Origin of the sequence: Sphaerotilus sp. (genome assembly GCF_041083715.1) — a bacterium.
Classification (GTDB): Bacteria; Pseudomonadota; Gammaproteobacteria; order Burkholderiales; family Burkholderiaceae_C; genus Sphaerotilus.
In genome coordinates this window covers 1-18,220 of sequence record NZ_JBFPGY010000221.1, presented here as the reverse complement: position 1 = coordinate 18,220, position 18,220 = coordinate 1, and the positions used below count along the sequence as shown (strand labels likewise).

At 64.9% G+C, this 18,220-nt stretch carries 19 protein-coding genes; 6 read left to right on the top strand and 13 right to left on the bottom strand.

Going from position 1 to position 18,220, the window contains the following annotated elements; genetic code table 11:
• Positions 1-1,101, bottom strand: a complete 1,101-nt coding sequence (gene aroC / locus AB3X43_RS09760; RefSeq protein WP_369429649.1) for a chorismate synthase — start codon at positions 1,099-1,101, stop codon at positions 1-3.
• A 261-nt stretch (positions 1,102-1,362) separates the two neighbouring features.
• Here aroC and AB3X43_RS09755 point away from each other — a divergent pair, with 261 nt between their 5' ends.
• Both AB3X43_RS09755 and AB3X43_RS09750 read left to right on the top strand, forming a co-directional pair.
• Positions 1,363-1,818, top strand: a complete 456-nt coding sequence (locus AB3X43_RS09755; protein ID WP_369429661.1) for a chemotaxis protein CheW — start codon at positions 1,363-1,365, stop codon at positions 1,816-1,818.
• A 178-nt stretch (positions 1,819-1,996) separates the two neighbouring features.
• Complete coding sequence (locus tag AB3X43_RS09750) at positions 1,997-2,536, top strand: hypothetical protein (protein WP_369429648.1); 540 nt, start codon at positions 1,997-1,999, stop codon at positions 2,534-2,536.
• Here the strand turns inward: AB3X43_RS09750 and AB3X43_RS09745 are convergent.
• The gene (locus AB3X43_RS09745) at positions 2,527-2,997 is read right to left on the bottom strand and encodes a CBS domain-containing protein (protein ID WP_369429647.1); all 471 of its coding nucleotides are present in this window, start codon (positions 2,995-2,997) and stop codon (positions 2,527-2,529) included. The genes AB3X43_RS09750 and AB3X43_RS09745 overlap by 10 nt on opposite strands.
• 116 nt (positions 2,998-3,113) lie before the next feature.
• On the opposite strand from AB3X43_RS09745, the gene AB3X43_RS09740 reads away from it, so the two are divergent.
• Both AB3X43_RS09740 and AB3X43_RS09735 read left to right on the top strand, forming a co-directional pair.
• Positions 3,114-4,424, top strand: a complete 1,311-nt coding sequence (locus tag AB3X43_RS09740) for an O-acetylhomoserine aminocarboxypropyltransferase (RefSeq protein ID WP_369429646.1) — start codon at positions 3,114-3,116, stop codon at positions 4,422-4,424.
• Positions 4,424-5,278 carry an alpha/beta fold hydrolase gene (locus AB3X43_RS09735; protein WP_369429645.1) on the top strand — a complete coding sequence of 285 codons (855 nt, stop codon included), beginning with the start codon at positions 4,424-4,426 and terminating at the stop codon, positions 5,276-5,278. The genes AB3X43_RS09740 and AB3X43_RS09735 overlap by 1 nt, the downstream gene beginning before the upstream one ends.
• 5 nt (positions 5,279-5,283) lie before the next feature.
• Here the strand turns inward: AB3X43_RS09735 and AB3X43_RS09730 are convergent, their stop codons facing one another.
• On the bottom strand, positions 5,284-6,939 hold the full coding sequence (locus AB3X43_RS09730; protein ID WP_369429644.1) for a methyl-accepting chemotaxis protein: 1,656 nt from the start codon (positions 6,937-6,939) through the stop codon (positions 5,284-5,286).
• A gap of 160 nt (positions 6,940-7,099) precedes the next feature.
• Positions 7,100-8,317: a YihY family inner membrane protein gene (locus tag AB3X43_RS09725; protein WP_369429643.1), complete on the bottom strand. Its 1,218-nt coding sequence runs from the start codon at positions 8,315-8,317 to the stop codon at positions 7,100-7,102.
• Between the two features lie 38 nt (positions 8,318-8,355).
• On the opposite strand from AB3X43_RS09725, the gene AB3X43_RS09720 reads away from it, so the two are divergent.
• On the top strand, positions 8,356-8,784 hold the full coding sequence (locus AB3X43_RS09720) for a DUF2069 domain-containing protein (protein ID WP_369429642.1): 429 nt from the start codon (positions 8,356-8,358) through the stop codon (positions 8,782-8,784).
• A gap of 18 nt (positions 8,785-8,802) precedes the next feature.
• Positions 8,803-10,248 carry an FAD-binding oxidoreductase gene (locus AB3X43_RS09715; protein WP_369429641.1) on the top strand — a complete coding sequence of 482 codons (1,446 nt, stop codon included), beginning with the start codon at positions 8,803-8,805 and terminating at the stop codon, positions 10,246-10,248.
• Here AB3X43_RS09715 and AB3X43_RS09710 read toward each other — a convergent pair.
• The 9 genes from AB3X43_RS09710 to nuoI all read right to left on the bottom strand — a co-directional run.
• Entirely contained in the window at positions 10,229-10,735 is a 507-nt protein-coding gene (locus tag AB3X43_RS09710) for a DUF1178 family protein (protein ID WP_369429640.1), read from the bottom strand. The two genes, AB3X43_RS09715 and AB3X43_RS09710, sit on opposite strands and share 20 nt — an antisense overlap.
• 10 nt (positions 10,736-10,745) lie before the next feature.
• On the bottom strand, positions 10,746-11,369 hold the full coding sequence (locus tag AB3X43_RS09705; protein ID WP_369429639.1) for an NUDIX domain-containing protein: 624 nt from the start codon (positions 11,367-11,369) through the stop codon (positions 10,746-10,748).
• A gap of 13 nt (positions 11,370-11,382) precedes the next feature.
• Positions 11,383-11,682: a DUF2818 family protein gene (locus AB3X43_RS09700; protein WP_369429638.1), complete on the bottom strand. Its 300-nt coding sequence runs from the start codon at positions 11,680-11,682 to the stop codon at positions 11,383-11,385.
• Positions 11,682-13,163, bottom strand: coding sequence for an NADH-quinone oxidoreductase subunit NuoN (nuoN, locus tag AB3X43_RS09695; protein WP_369429637.1), 1,482 nt, complete (start codon positions 13,161-13,163; stop codon positions 11,682-11,684). The genes AB3X43_RS09700 and nuoN overlap by 1 nt, the downstream gene beginning before the upstream one ends.
• Positions 13,164-13,182: 19 nt before the next feature.
• Entirely contained in the window at positions 13,183-14,655 is a 1,473-nt protein-coding gene (locus AB3X43_RS09690) for an NADH-quinone oxidoreductase subunit M (RefSeq protein ID WP_369429636.1), read from the bottom strand.
• 16 nt (positions 14,656-14,671) lie between these two features.
• A complete protein-coding gene (nuoL, locus tag AB3X43_RS09685) occupies positions 14,672-16,696 on the bottom strand; it encodes an NADH-quinone oxidoreductase subunit L (protein ID WP_369429635.1) in 2,025 nt (674 codons plus the stop codon).
• A gap of 21 nt (positions 16,697-16,717) precedes the next feature.
• Entirely contained in the window at positions 16,718-17,023 is a 306-nt protein-coding gene (nuoK, locus tag AB3X43_RS09680) for an NADH-quinone oxidoreductase subunit NuoK (protein ID WP_369429634.1), read from the bottom strand.
• The gene (locus AB3X43_RS09675) at positions 17,020-17,676 is read right to left on the bottom strand and encodes an NADH-quinone oxidoreductase subunit J (protein WP_369429633.1); all 657 of its coding nucleotides are present in this window, start codon (positions 17,674-17,676) and stop codon (positions 17,020-17,022) included. Before AB3X43_RS09675 ends, nuoK begins: the two co-directional genes overlap by 4 nt.
• Before the next feature lie 83 nt (positions 17,677-17,759).
• The coding region (gene nuoI / locus AB3X43_RS09670; protein ID WP_369429632.1) for an NADH-quinone oxidoreductase subunit NuoI at positions 17,760-18,220 on the bottom strand (461 nt) is incomplete at its 5' end.

Here is an 18,220-nt window from a genome sequence, read left to right as displayed (position 1 = left end):
TCAAGGGCAAGCGCCCGGCAGCGCTGCAGTCGGCAGCACCACGTCCCCACACTGCGCCCGGTGGCGCAGCACATGGTCCATCACCACCAGCGCCAGCATCGCTTCGGCGATCGGCGTCGCACGGATGCCGACACAGGGGTCGTGGCGACCGAAGGTCTCGACCGTCGCAGGCTCACCAGCCCGATTGACCGAGTCGCGCGGCGTGCGGATCGAGCTGGTGGGCTTGATGGCGATCGACACCACCAGATCCTGCCCCGTCGAGATGCCACCGAGCACACCGCCCGCGTTGTTGCTGCGGAATCCGGCCGGGGTCATCTCGTCACCGTGCTCGGTGCCACGCTGGGCGACGGACGCAAAGCCGGCGCCGATCTCGACGCCCTTGACTGCGTTGATGCCCATCATCGCGTAGGCCACGTCGGCATCGAGCTTGTCGAACAGCGGATCGCCCAGCCCGACCGGCATGCCGCGGGCGATCACCTGGATGCGCGCGCCACAGGAGTCCCCTGCACGGCGCAGATCGTCCATGTAGGTTTCCAGCGCCTCGATCCGCGACGTGCCCGGCGCGAAGAAGGGGTTGAGCGGAATCTGCGTCTCGTCCTCGAAGGGAATCGCGATCGGGCCGAGCTGGCTCATCCAGCCGAGGAACGTGGTGCCGTGGCGTGCCTGCAGCCACTTCTTCGCGACCGCGCCCGCCGCCACCATCGGCGCCGTCAGCCGCGCCGACGAACGCCCGCCGCCACGCGGATCGCGCAGGCCGTACTTGCGCCAGTAGGTGTAGTCGGCATGGCCAGGGCGGAAGGTGTCGAGGATGTTGCCGTAATCCTTGCTGCGCTGGTCGGTGTTGCGGATCAGCAGGCAGATCGGCGTCCCGGTGGTCAGGCCCTCGTACACCCCGGAGAGGATCTCGACCTGGTCCGGCTCGTTGCGCTGGGTGACATGGCGGCTGGTGCCGGGGCGGCGGCGGTCGAGATCGGGCTGGATGTCCGCCTCGGACAGCGCCAGTCCGGGCGGGCAGCCGTCGATGACGCAGCCAATGGCCGGACCGTGGCTCTCGCCGAAATTGGTGACTCGAAACAGGAGACCGAAAGTGCTGCCGGACATGGTGCGGATGGGTGACTGCTTGCGCTGGAAAGGATGGCCCGATTGTAGGGGCCCCTCCGCGGCGAACTGGGCGGACTATGCCCCGCTGCTCCAGCCATTGCCGCAACCCGCCGCCTTGAGAATCCAATTCATCGCACATCAAGGATCAAGATGAGCACGGCCCTCAAGAACTCGACATCCACCCGGTCATCGACTGGCGGTGGGACTCCCTCCGCACAGCGCAGCGGCAATGCCGCGGGCACTGCCGGTGACACCAGCCACATGCGAGGCGAATACCTGACCTTCCGCCTCGGCCACGAGGAATACGGCATCGACATCCTCAAGGTGCAGGAGATCCGCTCCTACGAGGCACCGACACGCATCGCCAACGCCGCGTCGTGTTTCAAGGGCGTGGTGAATCTGCGCGGTGTGATCGTGCCGATCGTCGATCTGCGCATCAAATTCGGCTGCGAGAGCGCCGAATACAACGGGTTCACGGTGGTGATCGTGCTGAACATCCGCGGGCGGGTGGTTGGCGCAGTGGTCGACTCGGTGTCGGACGTGCTGGAACTGCCCGGCGAGGCCGTGCGCCCCGCCCCGGACATGGACACCAGCCAGGACACCAGTTTCATCACCGGCATCGCCAGCCTGCAGGACCGCATGCTGATCCTGCTCGACATCGAGCGCCTGATGGGCAGCAACGACCTGGGCCTCAGCTCGGTCTCCTCCGACATGTGAACCAATGCTGAAGATTCCAGCCGCGAGTCCAACAGGGACTCGTTTGAGGCACGGTGCGTTAAGGGCACCGTGCCTTTTTTATGGCATCCTGCATCAATAACATTTAGTTACTTTCGTATCGAAAACAGATACAGACTTGACTCAGGAGGAAAACACGATGGTTGATCGCTTCCGACACATGTCCATCAGAACCCGGTTCGCTCTGGGCACCCTGATTCCGCTGGGACTTGCCGCGGCAGGCATGGCCATGGCCTGGGTGCCGGCACTCACCGGTTCGGACGGCGCAGGCCGCTTCGCGCTGTTGTCCATGGCGCTGCTGTTCGTGGCCATCGGAACGGGCCTGGTGATGCTGCAGGTCAATACACAGGCGGTCCAGCGTCCGCTGGAAGACGCTGGCCAGATGACAAAAGCGCTGATGCTGGGGCAGTACGGTGTCCACGTCCGTGTGAACCGACTGGACGAGACAGGCCAGCTGCTGGTCGCGCTGGAGCAGCTCAGTGACTACCTGGCAGTGGTGCTGCCAGAGTCTGACGACGAGACCGCACGCCTGCCGCGACAGACCGGCACGACCACCCGCTCCCTGGAGCAGATTGCCGAGCGTTTGCGCCATGGAGAAGATGTGTTTGCCGAACTGCCCAAAGCACCGGCGAAGGCATCAGCCGCACGCGCGCCGGCACAGTCACCAGCGCATCTTCGCCTGGTCGCCACTCAGGCCTGATCGCGAACCGGATCGCTGGCGGCCGCATCGGCCGGCCAGTCGCGGATGTAGGCCTTGAGCATGCGGTTCTCGAAGTCCTGGCTGTCCACCACGGCCTTGGCCACGTCGTAGAACGAGATCACACCCATCAGCATGCGCGCACTCATCACGGGCATGTAGCGCGCATGGCGCTCCAGCATCATGCGGCGAACTTCGTCGATCTCGGTGCCAGGAGTGCAGGTCAGCGGATGGTCGTCCATCACGCCGCGCACCAGCATCTTGCCGACCACGCCGCCATTGCGCACGATCGCCTGGATCACTTCGCGGAAAGTGAGCATGCCGGCCAGATCTCCGTGCTCCATCACGACCAGTGAACCGATGTCGTTCTCGGCCATGGCCGTGATCGCTTCGGCCAGCGGATGGTCCGGGGTGACGGTGAAGAGCGTGTTTCCCTTCACACGCAGGATGTCGCTGACTTGCATGGTGACCTCTCGAAGACTGGAATACTGGAAACGCTGCAAACGGATGCGCGAACTACAGGAGCTGTTGCGCCAATATAGCCCACAATGCGCGCAAAAATCACCCTGAGGAGCCCTTGATGGCCGGATACGCTGCCCCCGGATTCGACACCCTCGCGCTGCACGCGGGCAGTGCGCCCGACCCGGTCACCGGGGCCCGCGCCGTCCCGCTGCACCTGAGTACCTCCTTCGTCTTCGAGTCCACCGAACACGCCGCCTCGCTGTTCAATCTGGAGCGCCCCGGGCATGTCTACAGCCGGCTGTCCAACCCGACCACCGCGGTGCTGGAAGAGCGCATCGCCGCGCTCGAAGGGGGGGTCGGCGGCCTGGCCACGGCCAGTGGACAGGCTGCGCTGGTGCTGGCCATCACCACGCTGGCCGGCGCTGGCGACCACATCGTCGCCAGCAGTTCGCTGTATGGCGGCTCGCACAACCTGCTGCACTACACGTTGCCGCGCCTGGGCATCCACACCACCTTCGTGCGCCCTGGCGACCACGGTGCCTGGCGCACGGCGATCCGGCCGGAAACGAAGCTGCTGTTCGGCGAAACCCTGGGCAACCCGGGGCTGGACGTGCTCGACATCCCTGCGCTGGCACAGCTCGGGCGAGACCATGGCCTGCCGCTGCTGGTGGACGCCACACTGACAACCCCCTGGCTGCAGCGACCTCTTGATCTGGGCGCCTCGCTGATCGTGCATTCGGCAACCAAGTTCCTCTGTGGCCACGGCACGGTCGTCGGCGGATTGCTGGTCGATGGCGGCAATTTCGACTGGGATGCGGCGCACGCCATGCACGGCCGTGGCGCAACGCTGTGCGCGCCCTACGACGGCTTCCACGGCATGGTGTTCACCGAGGAAAGCTCGGTCGGGGCCTTCGGCCTGCGGGCACGGCGCGAGGGGCTGCGCGACCTGGGCGCCTGCATGAGCCCGCACACCGCCTGGCTGATCCTGCAAGGCATCGAGACACTGCCGCTGCGCATGGCACGCCATGTCGAGAACACACAGCGCATCGTCGAGTTCCTCGCGGCACAGCCGATGGTCGGCACCATCCGCCATCCATCCTGCCAGAACCACCCGGACCATGCCCTCGCACGACGCCTGCTCCCCAAAGGCTGCGGCGCCGTCTTCAGCTTCGACCTGCTGGGCTCGCGCCGCCAGGGACAGGCCTTCATCGAAGCGCTGGAGCTGTTCTCGCACCTCGCCAATGTGGGCGATGCGCGCTCGCTGGTGATCCACCCGGCCTCGACCACCCATTTCCGGATGGACGACGCGGCACTCGCTGCCGCCGGCATCGGCCCAGGCACGATCCGGCTGTCGGTCGGATTGGAGGACCCGGCCGATCTCATCGACGATCTCCAGCGCGCCCTCAAGGCAGCGCAGAAAGCCGTGTGATGCCCATGTCCGCCCCCACACCCACCCCCGCCCCGGTGCCCCTCTATGCGTACACCGGTGGCCGGCCATTCGATGCGGCCGGGCCCTGTGTCGTGTTCATCCATGGCGCACTCAACGACCACAGCGTCTGGACGCTGGCGGCACGCTGGTTCGCACACCACGGTCACAGCGTGCTCGCCGTCGATCTGCCGGGGCACGGCCGCAGCCATGGGCCCGCGCTGCCGGATGTCGAAGCGATGGCCGACGCCGTGCTCGCGCTGCTGGCCGAGCGGGGCGTGCAGCGGGCGGCACTGGTCGGCCACAGCATGGGCTCGCTGATCGCGCTGGAGGCCGCCAGCCGCGCGGCACCGGGTGCGATCAGCCACCTCGTGATGGTCGGCACCGCCTATCCGATGCGCGTCTCCCCCGCGCTGCTGGCCACCGCGGCGCAAGCGCCACTGGCGGCCATCGACCAGGTGGTGACGTTCTCGCACGCCTCGATGGCCGCCAAGCCCTCATACCCCGGACCGGGCGCGTGGCTGCATGGTGCCAGCCGCGCACTGATGCGGCAGGTCCTCGCCCGCGGCGCAGCGGCAGCGGGCATCGAGCACAACCTGTTCCACCATGACTTCACCGCGTGCGACCGCTACACCCACGGGCTGGCAGCCGCTGAACAGCTGCGCAGCACCGCGGACTCCGACTGCAGATGCAGCCTCATCGTCGGCGCCCAGGACCGCATGACCACACCGAAGCAGGCGACCATGATCGCGAACGCCCTCGGGGCACAGGTGCACACGCTGCAGACCGCCGGCCACGCGCTGATGCAGGAAGACCCGGACGGCCTGCTCGCCGCGCTGCGCCGGTCGCTGCGCTGAGCCGCTCAGCGCGACATCGCCGAATGCCGTGCGGGCGAAGCCGGTTTCATCTGGCGACGCAGAGCGACTGCCGACGTGGCGGCCTCGGATCGGGCGTTCGCATCCAGGCGGAAGATACGGACCGCTTCAGACACCATCTCCGCCTGGGAACCCACTGAACTGGCCGCATTGCTCAAGTCCTGCACCAGCGTGGCATTCTGCTGGGTCAGGGTTTCCATGTTGGCCACGGCTTCGTTGATCTGCGAGATGCCGACCAGTTGCTCGGTGGCCCCGGTGCCGATGCCGCCCACCAGGGTGCTCATCTGGCGCACGGCGGCGAGGGCCTCGTCCATGGTGCTGCAGGCCAGATCCGTCTGGACGGTGCCCACCTCCACCTTGCCAGCCGCATCCTGGATCAATTCCTTGATCTCCTGCGCGGCCACCGATGTGCTCTTGGCCAGTTGGCGCACCTCGCCAGCCACCACGGCGAAGCCTCGTCCCTGCTCCCCTGCCCGGGCTGCCTCGACCGCCGCGTTCAGTGCCAGCAGGTTGGTCTGCAGCGCGATGCCATCGATGACCTGGACGATTTCCTGGATGCGGCGCGAGGCCTGGCTGATGGTCTGCATCGTCTCGGTCACACGGTGCACGGCCGCGGTGCTGCGCGAGGTGATGTCCGCCGCCTGCAATGCCATGCCGGCCACGCCATGGGCGCTTTCGGCGCTCTGGCGCACGGTGGCGGTGATCTGGGTCATCGACGCCGAGGTTTCCACCAGACTGGACGCCTGGGACTCGGTGCGCTCGGACAACTCGAGGTTGCCACGGGCCATTTCACCCGCGGTCCCCCGCAGCGAATCCACCCCGGCGCGGGTGTCTCCAACGATCGCCAGCAGGTTGACCGACAGTTGGTTGAGCGCCCGTTCAAGCTGCCCGGCCAATCCGGGCTGGTCGGCCGGCAGACGGCGGCTCAGATCACCCGCAGCCATGCGATTGGCGAACTGGAGCAGGCGCTGCATGGGCTGCACGCTGGTGAGGCCGATGTGCCAGGAAGCGATCGCCGCTCCACCCGCCACCAGCCCGGCTGCAGCCACCCATGACAATGCGCCCAGACTGCTTCCCGGCACGACCACCTGCCCCGCGAACAGGCCGGTCAGACCACATCCAAGGCAAAGCAGAAACAGTCTGGTGGACGAACGGACGGCCAGTCGGCGGCCAATCCTGGCCGCCAAGGTGTCCAGCTCGACCTGGCCGCTGCGCAGCCGGTGCCGGCCTGCACCACCCGACGACTGCGCTGCCCGCATCGCAGCGTACAGCTGCTCCGCGGCTTCGATCTGCTGGCGACTGGCCTCGGTGCGCACCGACATGTATCCCGCCAGCCGATCGCTGTCGAACAGCGGCGTGACGTTGGCCATGACCCAGTAATAGTCGCCGTTCTTGCGGCGATTCTTGACCATTCCAGACCAGGGCGCGCCACCAGCGATCGTGGCCCACATGTCTCGGAACGCCTCTTCCGGCATGTCGGGGTGGCGGATCAGGTTGTGGGGCTGCCCGAGCAATTCTTCGCGGACAAAACCACTGACCTCGATGAACGCGGGATTGCAGTAGAGGATGCGTCCCTGCGGATCTGTGGTCGAAACCAGCGCTCGCCCAGTCGGAAATGGATATTCAGTCTGGGTGACTGGCAAGTTGCTGCGCATTGGGTACCCCCGGTAACACGCTCGGTCCGATGCCGTCACATGACGGTCTGGCGAGAGATTAGGCATTACCCATGCGCCCGAACTGCATAAAAAAGGGATGAACGGGGGGCAGTTTCACCCAGGTAACGTGCCCACACGGAGGCAGCAGTCAAGGCGGAGAAGGCTCCCGGCCCAGCGCGTCGGCCAGTCGCATGCCGGACAGACCGGCATGGCGCCAGAATGGTTCATCCTGCCAGCGTGCGGACAGCAGCAAGGCCTGTACCAGTGGCGCCACTGGCGTGCGGGCCGGGTCGACCAGCAGCACATGGCGCGCCAATCCCGGTTCGGACAGGCTGCCAACCCAGTCCAGGCGCTGCAGTTGCTCGACCACCGGATCGACTTGCAGCGGATCGAGGTGCAGGCGTTCGCACAACTCGACCAGCGCCACGCCGCGCGCTGCACTCTGCTGCGCACCGGCCAGTTCGCGCAGCACGGTCAGCGCGAGCATGAACCGCCATCCCGGCGTCACCGCGTGGCGCACCACACGCATCTGCAGACTTGGCGCGTAGGCCGCAATCACCGCGCCAAGCAGCACGATCACCCAGCCAAGGTAGATCCAGCTCAGCAGGATCGGCACCGTGGCAAACGCACCGTAGATCGTGGTGTAGGTCGGAGCAAGCCCCAGGTACCAAGCCAGTCCGCGCTTGGCCAGCTCGAAGCCCACCGCGACAAACACGCCACCCAACCCTGCATGGCTCCACCGGACCTGCGTGTTGGGAACAAATTTGAACAACGCCGACATGCCGGCGGCCATCAACCCCAGCTCGATCAGGCCGAGCAGAAACGACACGCCTCCCGGCAACGCATCGACCAGTCCGCTGGAAGCGGACACGGCGTACGAGGTCATCGACAGGCTCACGCCCAGCACCAGCGGGGCCAGCGTGGCGGTGGCCCAGTACACCAGCACGCGCTGGGCGAGTGGTCGGGGCTGGCGCACCCGCCAGATGGCGTTGAGGGATCGGTCGATGGTCAGCAGCAGCGCGATGGCCGTGAAGACCAGCACCACCAGGCCGATCGTCCCGACCTGGCTGGCCTTGCTGGCGAACAGCGTGATCTGCTTCAGCACAGGGCGGGCGATGGCGTCCGGCACCAGGTTCTGCAGGAAATAGACCTCCAGCGCCTTGCGGAAACTCGCGAACATCGGAAAGGCTGTGAAGAGCGCGAAGGTCACGGTCGCCAGCGGCACCAGCGAGATCATGGTCGTGAAGGTCAGGCTGCCCGCCGTGATGCCGAGCCGGTCTTCACGGAAACGCTGACGAAGGGTGCGCAGCGTGTCGAGCCACGGCCAGTGCTGGAGGGCAGCCCAGCGACTGCTGAAGGGATTCATGATGGCTATCATGCCAAAGCTGAACCGATGACCTCACGATGACCGAACCCGTCCTGTCCATTCCCCCCCCTGCAGACCGTCCCGCCAGCGCGGCCGGTATTCCCACCTCAGCGGTCCGGCGCAGCCGCTGGCTCGCCTTCACCGCGGGTCTGGCGCTTGTCGCGCTGGGTCTGCTCTGGGAGCTGGTGCTGGCACGCACCGGTGGCGGTACGCTCGCCATCAAGGTAGTGCCACTGGTGCTGGCCCTGCCGGGTCTGTGGCGCATGAAGCTCTACACCTACCGCTGGCTGAGCCTGGCCGTCTGGCTCTATGCCGCCGAAGGCGCCGTGCGGGTCAACAGCGCGCCGGGGCGCGAAGTGGCGCTGGCGGGTCTCGAGATCGTGCTGTCGGTCCTGCTGTTCACCGCCTGTGCCTGGCATGTGCGGGCACGGCTCGCGGCCGGGCGGCTGATCGCTGCGGTGGCCTGAACGGCGAGAGGACACACCATGTCGAATCCGGACCTTCCGCTGATCGCGGAACTCTGCGCTGCCGTCGGGGCAGCCCACGTGCTGCGCGACGGTGATCTCGTGGCGTACGAACGCGACTGGCGCAAGCGCTGGCACGGCCGTGCGCTGGCGGTGGTCAGGCCTGGCAGCACAGCCGAAGTGGCCGAAGTGATGCGCCTGTGTAACCACCACGGGGTGGCCGTGGTGCCACAGGGCGGCAACACCAGTCTGGTCGGTGGATCGGTGCCGGACGACAGCGGCACGCAGGTGCTGCTGAACCTGGGCCGGCTGAACCGGGTGCGCGGCATCGATGCAGCCAACCTGACGATGACGGTCGAGGCGGGCTGCGTGCTGCAGGCCGCACAGGAAGCCGCGGAAGCCGCCGGGCTGCTGCTGCCGCTGAGTCTGGCCGCGGAAGGCAGTTGCACCATCGGGGGCAATCTGTCGACCAATGCGGGCGGCACACAGGTGCTGCGCTACGGCAATGCCCGTGAACTCTGTCTCGGGCTGGAGGTGGTGACGCCCGCCGGCGAAGTCTGGGAGGGGCTCAGCGGCCTGCGCAAGGACAACACCGGCTACGACCTGCGCCACCTCTACATCGGCAGCGAGGGGACGCTGGGCGTGATCACCGCCGCGGTGATGCGCCTGTATCCGCAGCCAGCCGCCTCGATGACAGCGCTGGCAGTCTGCGCGTCGGTGGAGCAGTGCGTGGCCCTGCTGCAGCTGGCGCAGGCCCGCGCGGCAGCCTCACTGACTGGATTCGAGGTGATGAGCGACTGTGCGCTGTCACTGGTCCGCAAGCACTTCCCGCAGATCCCGCAACCATTGCCGCCCGCAGCCTGGACCGTGCTGCTGGAAGTCTCCGACGCGGAAAGCGCCGAACATGCCCGGACCGTGTTCGAGGCCTTGCTGGAGGCCGCACTGGAGGCCGGTGTCATCACCGACGCAGCCGTGGCGACCTCGGTCGCACAGTCGCGGTCGATGTGGCATCTGCGCGAGTCGATCTCGATGGCGCAGGCCGAGGAGGGTCTCAACATCAAGCACGACATCGCCCTGCCCGTCTCGCGCATCCCCGCGTTCGTCAACAGCACGGATGCAGCGCTGGAGCAGGCCTTTCCGGGCGCTCGGCTGGTCAACTTCGGGCATCTGGGAGACGGCAATCTGCACTACAACGTGCAGGTGCCGGTGGGGGGATCTCCGGCAGAGTTCCTGCACCGACATGAGCACGCGGTCAACACGCTGGTCTATGACGCGGTGCAGGCGCACGGCGGCTCGATCTCGGCCGAGCACGGCATCGGTGCCCTGAAGCGGGAGGAACTGGCGCAGCGCAAGTCACCGGTCGCGCTGTCCCTGATGCGCACGATCAAATGGGCGCTGGACCCTGATCAGCGGATGAATCCGGGCCGGATGCTGGAAACAGCGAGCTTCACTGCAACGGACCCTTGAGTGCATCGGGGATCGGCAGGTGAACGATGTCGATCCCCTCTTCCCGCAAGGCCTGCACCTCGACGGGCGTCGCCTCGCCGCGGATGTTGCGCTGTTCGATCTCGCCGTGGTGGATGCGCCGGGCCTCCTCCGCGAAGCGCGGTCCGACGTCCTCGGTATGGGCCAGGACATGGCGCATGGCTTGCAGCAGAATGGCCTCGGCTTGGGCACGCTCAGGCGTCTGGGCATTGCGTGCATCGGGTTCAGGCTTGGGCCTGGACGCAACCACCGTCCCCGGACGGGTCGGTGCCATCGGAATACCGGTGGAAGGCGTTCTGGCTCCGGACAGGTTCAGCCTTGGCGCGCAGGGCATGCGCAAGACCTTGGCCAGCCCGCACATCGGACAGGTCAGCAATCCACGGGACTGCTGCGACTGGTAATCCTCTTCCGAACCGAACCAGCCCTCGAAGGCATGGCCGGACACGCACTGCAGATTGAGTACTTTCATGGCCGGCCGATTATCGGTCGCGGCCCCAGTCTTCGGCTTTCTTCCAGGTCAATGCCCAGCGGCCGGCACGCCATTGCTGCAGCCAGAGCAACGCGACCATGGTCTTGGCATCGGTCACGGAGCCGTCGGCGATCCAGCCGGCCAGATCGTCTTCGGTGGCGGCGAACACGTCGAGGAACTCCCCCGCATCCAGTTGCCGCTCCCCCGCCACCAGCCCACGTGCGAACCAGACCTCGATGCGCTCGCTGGAGTAGGCAATGGCATTGTGCAATTCCCCGGCGTATGCCCACTCGGCTGCGCGGTAGCCCGTTTCCTCGAACAGTTCGCGCACCCCGCAGACGATGCCGGGCTCGCCGGCTTCCAGCTTGCCAGCCGGGAACTCGAGGTAGGCACGGTGCATCGGATAGCGGTATTGCCGCTCCATCACCAAGCGCCCGTCGTCCAGCACCGGTACGACCATCACCGCGCCAGGGTGCACGATGTATTCGCGGTATGAGGCACTGCCGTCCGGCAGCGCCACGTCATCCTGGCGCACCTGCAGGAATCGTCCACGGTAGACCTCGCGCGACTGCACGCAGGCCTCGCGCAGGTGCACATCGCCTGCGGGCAGTCCGTCCAGTTCCGGCAATGCCATGGGAATCCGTCTCTCAGTGCCGGCGGCGAAGATGGCGCCAGACGAATCCCGGGAAGGCCAGTGTCAGCATCACGCACGACAGCACGGCGTAGAACTGCCAGCCCTGCTCGGCCATCTGGCCGCTGCGGCCTTCCAGCCAGCGTCCGACCGCCGTGACCACAGCGGTGTAGAGTATCAGTTCCAGCAGACGCCACGACACGGCCTTGGTCGCCTTGCGGGGCCCGAGCGCAAAGATTCGCTCATTGATGAACGGCAGATTGGCCAGTACGGCTGCGAGCAGCAGGACCAGCCAGATGGCTGCAGCAGAGGTCATCAGGTAGCCAGCGTCTTGACGATGGCCTGCGCGCACATGGCCATGAGGCCACCGGGCAGGACCCCGAGAAGCAGCACCGCAGCGCCATTCAGGGACAGCACCGCACGCGCACCTGCGGGCGTGACGATCTCGGACGTGTCCTTGGGCTCCTCGAAGTACATGACCTTGACGATGCGCAGGTAGTAGAAAGCGCCGATCAGCGACATCAACACCGCAAAGATCGCCAGTTGCAGATGCATCGTGTCGTTGGTCGAGATCAGCGCCTGCAGCACGGCCAGCTTGGCGTAGAAACCGACCATGGGCGGCACACCCGCCAGCGAGAACATGAAGATGCCCATCACGGCAGCCAGCGTCGGGCTGCGGCGGTGCAGACCAGCCAGATCGGAGATCTCGTCCGCTTCGAAGCCGGCGCGGGCCATCAGCATGATCAGCCCGAAGGTGCCCAGCGTCGTCACCACGTAGGTGATGATGTAGAACATGGCCGAGCTGTAGGCATTGGCCGCGGACAGCGTGTTGCCGTTGACGACCCCCGCCAGCAGGCCGAGCAGCAGGAAGCCCATCTGCGCAATGGTCGAGTAGGCCAGCATGCGCTTCAGGTTGGTCTGCGCGATGGCCGCCAGATTGCCAACCAGCAGCGAGCAGACCGCCAGCACCACCATCATCTGCTGCCAGTCCACCGCAAGACCCAGCATGCCGTCGACCAGCAGACGCATCGTCATGCCAAACGCAGCGATCTTGGGCGCACCGGCGATCAGCAGCGTCGCTGCCGTCGGCGCACCCTGGTAGACATCAGGCAGCCACATGTGGAACGGCACGGCTCCGAGCTTGAAGGCCAGACCGGACACGATGAACACCAGTCCGAACACCAGCACCTGGCGGTTCACATCGCCCTTGCCGATGGCATCGAAGATCTGGCCCAGATCGATCGATCCGGTGGCGCCGTACATCATCGACATGCCGTAGAGCAGGAAGCCCGAAGCCAGCGCACCCAGCACGAAATACTTCATCGCCGCTTCGGTGGACTGGGCATGGTCACGGCGCAGTGCGACCAGCGAGTACAGCGACAGGCTCATCACTTCCAGGCCGAGGTACAGCGTCAGCAGGTTGTTACCCGACACCATGATCGAGATGCCCAGCAGCGAGAACAGGCTCAGCGTGTACAGCTCGCCCTTGAGCATTTCGCGGCTGGCCGCATAGGGGCGGGCGTAAACGAGGGTCACCGCCACCGCGATCGTCGCGAACAGGGCCAGCAGATGCCCCATCGGGTCGGTGACCACCATGCGGTTCATCGCATAGGTGGTCTGCCCCTCGTTGAACAGTACCCAGTGCATGCCGCCGACGCAGACCAGCGTCAGCAGGGTCAGCACATGGGTCGGCGTGCGCCGGGGATCGGTGACGAACAGGTCGGCCAGCGCGACCACGCAGGCCATCACCAGCAGGAAGATCTCGGGATACACCGCGAGCCAATTCATTGCAGTCATGGGGTGCAGCGCTCCAGGATCACAGTTTCGACACGCCAACGTGGCGGATCAGCTCGTTCACCGACACGTGCATGACGTCGGTGAACGGCTTGGGGTACAGACCCATCGCGAGGGTGCAGATCGCCAGCACGGCCAGCAGCAGGTACTCGCGGGCGTTGATGTCGGTGAGTTCACGCACGTGGTCATTGGCAACTTCGCCAAAGTAGACGCGCTTGATCATCCACAACGTGTACGCAGCACCAAAAATCAGTGCCGAGGCCGCCAGCATGCCGATCCAGAAGTTGAACCTGACAGCCCCGAGGATCACCATCCATTCGCCGATGAAGCCCGCCGTACCCGGCAAGCCAGCATTGGCCATGCCGAAGAAGACAGCAAATGCGGCGAACTTGGGCATGGTGTTGGCCACGCCGCCGTAAGAAGAGATTTCACGCGAATGCACGCGGTCATACAGCACGCCGATGGACAGGAACATCGCGCCCGAAACGAAGCCGTGCGAGATCATCTGCACCAGACCACCAGAGATGCCCAGCTCGCTGAAGTAGAAGAAGCCCAGCGTGACGAAGCCCATGTGCGCGATCGACGAATAGGCGACCAGCTTCTTCATGTCGGTCTGCACCATCGCCACCAGACCGATGTAGATCACGGCGACCAGCGACAGCCCGACCAGCAGACCGGACCATTCGTGCGAGGCATCCGGAGCGATCGGCAGCGAGAAGCGCAGGAAACCATAGGCACCGAGCTTCAGCATGATCGCGGCCAGCACGATGGAGCCCCCGGTAGGGGCTTCGACGTGGGCGTCCGGCAACCAGGTGTGCACCGGCCACATCGGCACCTTCACCGCGAACGCTGCCAGGAAAGCGAAGAACAGCATGGTCTGCGCGCCGATCGGCAGCGGCAGCTTGTGCCAGGTCAGGATGTCGAAACTGCCACCCGACTTGTAGTACAGGAAGACGAGGGCGAGCAGCAGCAGCAGCGAACCAGCCAGCGTGTACAGGAAGAACTTGATCGCGGCGTAGACACGGCGCGGTCCCCCCCAGATGCCGATGATGATGTACATCGGGATCAGGGTCGCTTCGAAGAACACATAGAACAGCATGCCGTCGGCCGCCGAGAACACGCCGACCGTCAGGCCCGACATGATCAGGAAGGCGCCGATGTACTGGTGGGCACGGTCGGTGATGACTTCCCAGCCGGCCAGCACGACGATGACCGAGATGAAGGCCGTCAGCAGCACGAACCACACCGAGATGCCGTCGACACCCAGGTGGTAGCGGATGTTGAACCGCGGAATCCAGGCCAGGTTTTCCTGGAACTGCAGGGCAGCGGTGGTGGTGTCGAAGCCGGTGATCAGCGGCAGCGTGACCGCGAAGCCGATCAGCGCACCGATCAGACCGATCCAGCGGGCTGCCTGGGGTTGGTCGTCACGCCCGATCGCCAGCAGCAGCACGCCGAAGGCAATGGGAATCCAGATCGCAAGAGAGAGGTATGCCATGGTCTGTTACCTCCGCTCAGCGGTACTGCAGCACGAACCACGTCATCAGCGCGAAGACGCCGACGAGCATGACCAGTGCGTAGTGGTAGATGTAGCCGGTCTGGAACAGGCGCACGAGCGACCCGATCCATCCCACCAGACGCGCGGAACCATTGACAGCCAGGCCGTCGATGATCGTCACGTCGCCGATCTTCCACAGACCGCGGCCCAGCAGACGGGCGCCTGCAGCGAAGATGTTCTCGTTGATCCAGTCCATGTAGTACTTGTTTTCCATCACGGTCACCAGCGGTGCCAGTGCCCGGGCGAAGAACGCCGGAACAGCCGGAACCAGCATGTAGAACACGTACGCCGTCACGACGCCGCCCAGGGCCAGCATGAACGGCAGCGTGCTGAACGCATGCACCGCCATCGTCGCCGCACCATGGAACTCGTGCGCGAGTTCTTCCATCGCAGGATGGTGTTCGAAGTTGACGAACACGGCATCCTTCAGGAAGTCGCCGTACAGCATCGGCTCGATGGTGAGGTAGCCGATCACGACCGATGGGATCGCCAGCAGCAGCAGCGGCACGGTCACGACCCAGGGCGACTCGTGCGGCGTGTGCGCATGTGCATGGCCGTGGTCGTCCTCGTCATGGTGGTCATGCTCGCCCGGGAACGGTTTGTGGTGGAAATGCTCCTTGCCATGGAAGACGAGGAAGTACATCCGGAACGAGTAGAAGGCCGTCACGAAGACACCGATGACCGCGGTCATGTACGCCCACTGCGCAGCCGGCAGATGGCTGGCGGCCAGCGCTTCGATGATCGAATCCTTCGAATAGAAGCCCGAGAAGAACGGTGTGCCGATCAGTGCGAGCGAGCCCAGCAGCGACGTGATCCAGGTGATGGGCATGTACTTGCGCAAGCCACCCATGTTGCGGATGTCCTGGTCATGGTGCATGCCCATGATCACCGAGCCTGCACCCAGGAACAGCAGCGCCTTGAAGAAGGCGTGCGTCATCAGGTGGAACACGGCGACCGAGTAGGCGGAGGCCCCGAGCGCCATCGTCATGTAGCCGAGCTGCGACAGCGTCGAATACGCGACCACGCGCTTGATGTCGTTCTGGATGATGCCCAGGAAGCCCATGAACAGCGCCGTGATCGAACCGATGACCAGGATGAAGTTCAGCGCAGTGTCCGACAGCTCGAACAGCGGCGACATGCGCGTGACCATGAAGATGCCGGCCGTCACCATGGTGGCGGCGTGGATCAGCGCGGAGATCGGGGTCGGGCCTTCCATCGAGTCGGGCAGCCAGACGTGCAGCGGGAACTGCGCCGACTTGCCCATCGCGCCGATGAACAGGCAGATGCAGATGACCGTGATCAGCATCCAGTCGCCACCCCAGGTGTCGTAGGGAAAGACGATCTTGGCCAGTTCGCCAGCCTTGGCAAAGGTCTCGGTGTAGTTCAGCGTGCCAGCGTAGGCTGCGATCAGGCCGATGCCGAGGATGAAGCCGAAGTCACCGACCCGGTTGACCAGGAACGCCTTCATGTTGGCGAACACTGCGGTCGGCTTCTTGAACCAGAAACCGATCAGCAGATAGGACACCAGACCCACCGCCTCCCAGCCGAAGAACAGTTGCAGGAAGTTGTTGCTCATGACGAGCATCAGCATCGAGAACGTGAACAGCGAGATGTAGGAGAAGAAGCGCTGGTAGCCCGGATCCTCTTCCATGTAGCCGATGGTGTAGATGTGCACCATCAGCGACACGAAGGTCACCACGCACATCATCATGGCCGTCAGGCCGTCGACCATGAAGCCGACTTCCATCTTCAGGCCGCCCAGCACCATCCATTCGTAGACGGTCTGGTTGTAGCGTGCGCCTTCGAGCGCAACGGCCTTGAGCGTGATGGCCGACAGGATGAAGGCGATCAGGACGCCCAGAATGGTGGCGACGTGCGAACCCGTCCGGCCGATGGACTTGCCGAAGAAGCCGGCCAGCACGGCCCCCGCGAGGGGCGCGAGCGGCACAGCCAACAGCATCGATTGCGAGAGCTGAGACATTTTCTGTTGTTCCCCTTGGCGTCAGCCCTTCAGCGAGTCCAGCTCATCGACATTGATCGTGGCACGGTTGCGGAACAGCACGACCAGAATGGCCAGACCGATCGCAGACTCGGCCGCTGCCACCGTCAGGATGAAGAACACGAACACCTGTCCGGCCATGTCACCCAGGTAATGGGAGAAGGCCACGAAATTCAGATTGACCGACAGCAGCATCAGTTCGATGGCCATCAGCAGCACGATCAGATTCTTGCGGTTCAGGAAGATGCCGACCACCGAGATCGCGAACAGGATCGCGCCCAGCGTCAGATAGTGTCCGAGCGTGATCATGCGGTTCCTTTCGGGGCGGCAGCATCGACTGCGATCGAGGCAGCCGGGACAGAGGGCAGTTCGCGCACGGCATCCATCTTCACGATGCGCAGGCGATCGGCCTTCTTGGCCTTGACCTGCTCCGACGGGTTCTGGCCGCGAACGTCCTTGCGGCGACGCAGCGTCAACGCGATGGCGGAGATGATCGCCACCAGCAGCAGCACCGCAGCGATTTCCAGCGGATAGAGGTAATCGGTGTACAACTCGATGCCCAGCAGCTTGGTGTTGGGCATGCCGACCACGCCCTCCATCGGCTTCGCAACTGGTGTGTTGAAGCCACGCTGCAGCACCCAGGCCATCTCCAGCGCGATGACCACACCCACGAGTGCGGCCACCGGGAAGTGCGTCCAGAAACCCTGCTTCAGCACCTCGATGTTGATGTCAAGCATCATCACGACGAACAGGAACAGCACCATGACGGCGCCGACATACACGAGCACCAGCGAAATCGCCAGGAACTCGGCATGCAGCAGCATCCAGATGCACGAAGCGCTGAAAAAAGACAGCACCAGGAACAGCGCGGAATGCACCGGGCTGTTGGCCGTGATGACTCGGAATGCCGAGAGCAGCAGCACGGCGGAAAAGACGTAGAAGAGCGCGGTGGTCGTGTCCATGTCGTAGTCGGGTACGCGGTTGGTGCAAGCCCAGTTCCGCGGTGCAGTCAACGGACTGCGGCCGCGAGTGTGGGCGCCTTGCCTTACCGGTACTTGGCGTCCGCCTCCTTGTTGGCTGCAATCTCTTTTTCGTAGCGATCGCCGACGGCCAGCAACATGTCCTTCGTGAAGTACAGGTCACCGCGTTTTTCGCCGTGGTATTCGAAGATGTGCGTTTCGACGATCGAATCGACCGGGCAGCTCTCTTCGCAGAAACCGCAGAAGATGCATTTGGTCAGATCGATGTCGTAGCGGGTGGTACGACGGCTGCCGTCCGCGCGAACATCCGATTCGATGGTGATCGCCATCGCCGGACACACCGCCTCGCAGAGCTTGCAGGCGATGCAGCGCTCTTCGCCGTTGTCATAACGGCGCAGCGCGTGCAGACCGCGGAAACGCGGTGAAAGCGGCGTCTTCTCTTCCGGAAACTGCACAGTCACACTGCGCTGGAAGAAGTGACGCCCCGTCAGCTTCATGCCCTTGAGCAACTCAAGCAACATGAAAC